Consider the following 6,518-nt stretch of genomic DNA (forward strand, 5'->3'; position numbering starts at 1 on the left):
GAGGCTATGTTGCGCTACTAATATCTTGTTTTGGAGAGATAATGTGAAGTATAACTCCGTACAAATATGGTAGAAGGTTATGCTTTTTTATTTTTATCAAGGAGGTTTTTATTATGACAAACAACAGCAATAACAACAATGCAACAGAAGTAAAAAGAAATTTACAATCACGTCATATTAGTATGATTGCTATCGGAGGATGTATTGGTAGTGGATTATTCATGACAAGTGGTCAAGCAATTCAAAGTGCGGGACCTGGGGGAGCTATTGTAGCTTACTTATGTATCGGACTTATGGTATATTTCTTAATGACATCATTAGGGGAAATGGCGACATATCTTCCTACATCAGGGTCATTTAGTACATATGCTACACGTTATGTAGATCCTTCATTAGGATTTGCTTTAGGATGGAACTATTGGTTTAACTGGGTAATTACAGTAGCGGCTGACGTAGAATTATCTGCATTAGCTATTAGTTATTGGGAGCCTATGCGAGTACTTCCTCACTGGGCTTGGAGCTTATTATTCCTAGTTATTATTATCGCTTTAAACTCACTTAGTGTTAAAGTTTATGGTGAAAGTGAATATTGGTTTGCACTTATTAAAGTAGTAGTAGTAATCATCTTCCTAGTAGTAGGATGCTTAACTATCTTTGGTATTTTAGGTGGAGAATACATCGGATTCAAAAACTTAACAATTGGTGATGCACCATTCGTTGGAGAAGATTCTTCATTATCTGGACAAATCCTTGCTACACTTGGAGTATTTTTAATCGCTGGATATTCATTCCAAGGTACTGAGTTAATCGGTATTACAGCTGGAGAAAGTGAAAACCCAGAGAAAAGTATTCCAAAAGCTGTAAAACAAGTATTCTGGAGAATTTTAATTTTCTACGTGCTAGCTATCTTAGTAATCGGATTATTAATTCCTTATACTTCACCAGATTTATTAGGAGCTGCAAGTGCTGAAGAAATTGCTAAATCACCATTTACAATTGTCTTCAAAAATGCAGGATTTGCTTTAGCAGCAAGTGTAATGAACGCAGTAATCTTAACATCAATCCTATCAGCTGGTAACTCTGGTATGTATGCATCAACAAGAATGCTTTATGCTATGAGTAAAGAAAAATTAGCTTATCCAATATTTGGACGTGTAACAAAATACGGAACACCAGTTATCTCATTAATCGCAACTGCTGTAGTAGTATTCTTAATCTTCTTAATCCAACTTACAAATGCTAATGCTTATACTTATATCGTAGCAGCGAGTGGATTAACAGGATTTATCGCATGGTTAGGTATTGCATTAAGTCACTATAGATTCAGAAGAGCATTTATTGCTCAAGGTAGAGATTTAAATGACCTTAAATATAGAGCAAAATGGTTCCCAGTAGGTCCAATTATCGCTTTAGTATTATGTATCATCGTTATTATCGGTCAAGACACAGAGCTTATTACTAAAGGAGTGGTTAACTGGAGTGGAATGTTAACAACATACATGGGAGTTCCAATCTTCTTATTCTTCTATCTATATCACAAAATTAGATATAAAACAAAAATGATACCTTTAGATAAAGTTGACTTATCTCAAGATGTAGATGTAAAATAATAAAAAATTTAATCCTAGTTCGAATTCGAACTAGGATTTTTTGGGAGTGACTCAAAAATCGTGATTTCGAAGAAACAAGATTTTGTAGAGTCACTCCCGTACAGTTTATTGATATCTAAAAAGTTTTAATAAAGCGAATTTAGATATCAATAAACCACTGCATCTATGAGTTATCATATGAACTTTGTTACATTTTAGGACTTTTGGATCAGCACTTTTTTGATGAACCTATAAATAAAGATGTAGAAGTAGTTTGAATTTTAAATTTATAGGTAGTGAAGATTTGATATAAATACTTAAAATTTGAAATATTATAGTTGAATTAAAGGAAATTTTTTCAATTTTATGGTAAAATGAAGGGTAGATTAAATTTAGAAAGAGGAGGAATTTCTGTGAATCTTGAATACCCATATAGTTATCAAAATGTAGAAGATATGGCGAGTAAATATTTATCAGATGAGCAAATTAAAATTATAAGAAAAGCTTATGAATTTGCAAAAATTGCTCACGAAGGACAATTTAGAAAATCAGGGGACCCATATATATTACACCCAGTTCAAGTTGCAGGAATTTTAACTGAGCTTAAATTAGATTATGCAACGATTTGTGCTGGTTTCTTGCATGATGTTGTGGAAGATACTAAGTATACGTTTGATGATATTAAAGAAACATTCGGTGAAGATATAGCGGTAATAGTAGATGGGGTTACAAAACTAGATAAGGTAAAATTCCGTTCTAAAAAGCAATCACAAGCAGAAAATCATAGAAAACTTTTTGTATCGATAGCGAAAGATTTACGAGTTATTTTTGTAAAACTTGCTGATAGACTTCATAATATGAGAACTATGAAGTATATGCGTGAGGAAAAACAACGTGAAATTTCTAGTGAAACACTTGAAATTTATGCACCGTTAGCTCATAGATTGGGGATAAGTTCAGTAAAATGGGAACTAGAAGACACCTCTCTTAGATATTTACATCCATCACAATATTTTTCAATAGTAGGGATGATGAAACAGAAGAGAAGTGCAAGGGAAGAGAGTATAAAAGATGCATGCTCTAGTATAACATCAATTTTAGCTGATAATAATATAAAAGCACAGGTTACTGGAAGACCAAAACATATTTATAGTATTTATAAAAAAATGGTTAAACAAAATAAAACTTTTGACCAAATATATGATCTCCTTGCGGTGCGTGTTTTAGTAGACAGTGTAGCTGACTGTTATGCAACGCTAGGACTTGTAAATAATCTTTGGGTTCCAATTCCAGGAAGAATTAAAGACTACATCGCAATGCCAAAACCGAATATGTATCAATCGCTTCATACTACGGTAATTGCACCTGATGGACAAACTTTAGAAGTTCAAATTAGGACTTATGAAATGCATGAAATTGCCGAGAAAGGGATTGCTGCACACTGGGCATATAAAGAAGGTAAGAAGGTTAATAAGAATAATAACTTTTATGAAAAATTAAATTGGTTCCAAAAAATTGCAGAAAATGATGAAACTGAAGCAACTGCCGAAAGCTTTATGGAATCATTGAAAGTAGACTTATTAAGTGATAAAATCTATGTGTTTACGCCAAATAGTGATATTATAGAATTACCAAAAGGTTCATGTATTGTTGACTTTGCATATGCAATTCACTCAGAAGTTGGTAATAAGATGGTAGGAGCTACTGTAAATGATAAAATAGAACCATTCGATTATGTGTTATCAACTGGTGAAATTTGTGATATTCGTACTAGTAAAAACTCTACAGGACCAAAACGTTCATGGCTAGAAATAGCTACATCATCACAAACTAAATCGAAAATTAAAGCATTCTTTAAAAAAGCAGCGCGTGAAGAAAATCTAGTTAAAGGTGAAATCTTGTTAAAAGATGAGATTAAAGCTAATAACTTTGATATTGATGAAGTTCTTACAGAAGAAAATATTGCAATTGCTTTAAATAAATATAAATTTGCTAATCTTGAAGAAATGTATGTTGCCATAGGATATGGAGGAATTACAGCGAATAAAGTTTTTGCAAGATTAACAGAAAAAATTAGAAAAGAAAAGATGACTCAAGCAAAAATTGAGAAACTTTTCAATGCAGAAGAAACTAAAAAAATAGTAACTGAAACAGGGGTTTATGTAAAAGGAGTAGATAATATCCTTGTAAGATTATCTAAATGTTGTCAGCCGATTCCAGGAGATGATATTGTAGGTTTTATAACAAAAGGTCGTGGTGTTACAGTTCATAGAAATAATTGTCCTAACTTAAGTGAAGAAGATAATGCAAGATTATTGGATGTTGAATGGGTTGAAAGTCTAAATGCTCGTCGCTACAGCGTTACACTACAAATTCATGCTTTTGATAGAGAACTGTTATTGCAAAACGTTCTATTAACATTGAGTGAAAGTAGAGTTGAGATTAAAAAACTTAATTCTGAATCTAAAGCTGATAAGACATGCGTTATTACGATAGGAATATATGTGAAAAATGTTAATGAATGTGATTATATGATTAAAAAATTACGACAAATTCAAGACGTATACAGCGTAGAAAGAATAGTAAAATAGGTGAATGTATGAAAATCATATTACAAAAGGTAAAAAAAGCTAGTGTTAGTGTTGATAATAAAATTGTGGGAAGTATAGATAAAGGATACTGTCTTTTAGTAGGAGTGCATAAAGAATCTACAGAGGAAGATGCGAAATACTTAGCTAAAAAAGTTGCGCAAGCTCGTTTATTTGAAGATGAAAATGACAAAATAAACCTGAGTCTTAAAGATGTTGATGGGAGTATTTTATCAGTTTCGCAGTTCACCTTATATGCTGACACGAAAAAAGGCAATAGACCTAGTTTTACGAATGCTGCTGGAGCAGAAAAAGCTAATGAATTATATGAAAAATTTAATAAATTTTTAAGAGAAGAAGGAGTAACGGTAGAAACTGGAATTTTTCAGACTATGATGGAAGTGAACATAGTTAATGATGGTCCTGTTACTATTGTTTACGAAAAACTATCAACAGGAAATTAATATGAGAATAAAAAGAAGAAACAAGAATGGAGTATTATTTTTAATATCTGTACTTTTATTAGTGTTAGTTGTAGGTGGAGTAGTTACGTATATTGGAGAAAAGATGAGCTTATCCGCTGAATCTGAAAACAATATTACTATTTCGAAAGAGATTGAACTTAGAACTGGGCCTGACGATACTTATCCTACATTAAAAAAGGTAACAGCTGGTGATAATGTAGAAATGTTAAGTAAATCAGATACTTGGTATGAAGTAAAAACGAAGGATAGTTTTGTTGGCTGGATACCGGGATGGAGTATTTTGGGAAGTGGTCAGAAAAGTCCAGAAGATCAAAATAAGGAAAAGTTAGCTTCATATTCAGTATTATTGAATCCAATTATAAAACAAGATGATAGTTCTGATTATAAAGGAGTATCTTCTAAATCTTATAATTTGAAAACAGCTAAACAGCTAAAAGAGATATTAGAAAAAGATGGAGTAAAAGCAATACTTACAAGGGAAAGTGATGAAACTTATCCTACAAAAGAAGAAATCGCAAAACTTGCCGCTGAAAACTCAGTGGAAATGTTAGTAGATATTGATACCAATAATGATAGTAATAAAGATGTTTTTGGTGTGAAGGTTTATTACTTAACGCAAGAATCAGCTATAGTTGCTAGAAGTATCGAAAAGAATCTTTCAGAACATTATATTTCAAGAGTATCATCATCAGAAAAACAGTCAACTTTTGCGCAACTAAGCGATAAACTTCCACAAGTTAAGCTGATTTCTGGTAATATCGGAAATAAAATTGATGCTGACTTACTAAATGATGAGATTGCCAATAAACAATTCATAGAATCTTTAAAAGATGGTGTTGAAGGGTATTTATACTATTTAATCAATATCGATAATTATAATGCAAAACGAAAAGAACAGTTACTTAATTTACCACAAAAAGGACTTTCTGTGCCTATGTATTATATGAAACAAGATGCATATAAAAATATAGCGTATGGTCTTGATGGTAAGAAAACGATTGAAGATAATGGTGATGCTATTGTTTCGCTAGCGATGATTGCAAAATATATCGGTAAAGATGAAGCAACTGTGGAAGAACTTGCTTCTTGGGCAGGTAATAAATACTACATCAGAAATCAAGGGACTCAACCTACGATTATTACAGCTTTCGCTGAAAAATATAATCTAAAAGTTGAACGTGTTGAAACTGATAAATTAGTAGAAAACTTGGAAGATGCACTGAAAGACAATAAACCTATACTTGTTAGACTAAAATCAGGTGTATTTGGTGATAGAGTAACATATAAAGTTATTCGAGGTTACGAAGATGATAAATTCTATATAAATGATCCGAATGACGATGATGTTAAACTTACAAGTTATAATGGTTTCACAGAAAATGATATTAAAAATAACCTAGCTCAAGCATGGGTATTTAGCAAATAGAAAAAAAGATTAATCTAGAAAAATTCTAGGTTAATCTTTTTTATTGAAATAATTAAATTATCTATTGACTTAAAGATTAAAATGCAATATAATAGTTAACGCGGTTAACTAATTAGTTAACATTGTGAACTAATTCATAAAATTAAAGGAGGTAGAAAATGAGCGTAGATGAAATTTCATATCATAAAGCAATGGATATGCTGGAAGAATTTAGGTTGATAATGAAAAAATTTCATAAGAAAAGTGATGTACCGTATAGAAAACCTGAATTTCAAGCAATGTTATTTTTATCTTGTAAAGAAAAAATTACGATGCAGGAATTAGGTGAAGAACTACATGTGACAAAACCTAGAGTTACAGCACTTGTAAGTGAACTACTAGAAAAAGATTTTGTTGTTCAAAGTACGGATGAAAAAGATAAAAGGAAAAA

Annotated in this window: 5 protein-coding genes; all 5 read left to right on the forward strand. The window is 31.5% G+C overall.

Features of this window, described 5'->3' with window-relative positions; genetic code table 11:
* Nucleotides 1-113: 113 nt before the first annotated feature.
* Nucleotides 114-1,610 (forward strand): amino acid permease, encoded by a 1,497-nt coding sequence (locus tag RWN11_RS06405; RefSeq protein ID WP_314160930.1) that lies wholly within the window; start codon nucleotides 114-116, stop codon nucleotides 1,608-1,610.
* 392 nt (nucleotides 1,611-2,002) lie between these two features.
* Nucleotides 2,003-4,180, forward strand: coding sequence for a bifunctional (p)ppGpp synthetase/guanosine-3',5'-bis(diphosphate) 3'-pyrophosphohydrolase (locus RWN11_RS06410; RefSeq protein WP_314160931.1), 2,178 nt, complete (start codon nucleotides 2,003-2,005; stop codon nucleotides 4,178-4,180).
* A gap of 8 nt (nucleotides 4,181-4,188) precedes the next feature.
* Nucleotides 4,189-4,641, forward strand: a complete 453-nt coding sequence (gene dtd / locus RWN11_RS06415; protein ID WP_314160932.1) for a D-aminoacyl-tRNA deacylase — start codon at nucleotides 4,189-4,191, stop codon at nucleotides 4,639-4,641.
* A 1-nt stretch (nucleotide 4,642) separates the two neighbouring features.
* Nucleotides 4,643-6,088: an N-acetylmuramoyl-L-alanine amidase gene (locus RWN11_RS06420; protein WP_314160933.1), complete on the forward strand. Its 1,446-nt coding sequence runs from the start codon at nucleotides 4,643-4,645 to the stop codon at nucleotides 6,086-6,088.
* Nucleotides 6,089-6,246: 158 nt separating this feature from the next.
* Nucleotides 6,247-6,518 (forward strand): helix-turn-helix domain-containing protein (locus RWN11_RS06425; protein WP_314160934.1); only part of this gene is annotated, 272 nt, incomplete at its 3' end.

Source organism: uncultured Gemella sp., from assembly GCF_963519265.1.
Lineage (GTDB): Bacteria > Bacillota > Bacilli > Staphylococcales > Gemellaceae > Gemella.

Bases quoted from the DNA above. Each gene is read 5' to 3' on its own strand.
- dtd (WP_314160932.1), top strand. From the start codon at position 4,189: ATGAAAATCATATTACAAAAGGTAAAAAAAGCTAGTGTTAGTGTTGAT.
- RWN11_RS06420 (WP_314160933.1), top strand. From the start codon at position 4,643: ATGAGAATAAAAAGAAGAAACAAGAATGGAGTATTATTTTTAATATCT.
- RWN11_RS06405 (WP_314160930.1), top strand. From the start codon at position 114: ATGACAAACAACAGCAATAACAACAATGCAACAGAAGTAAAAAGAAAT.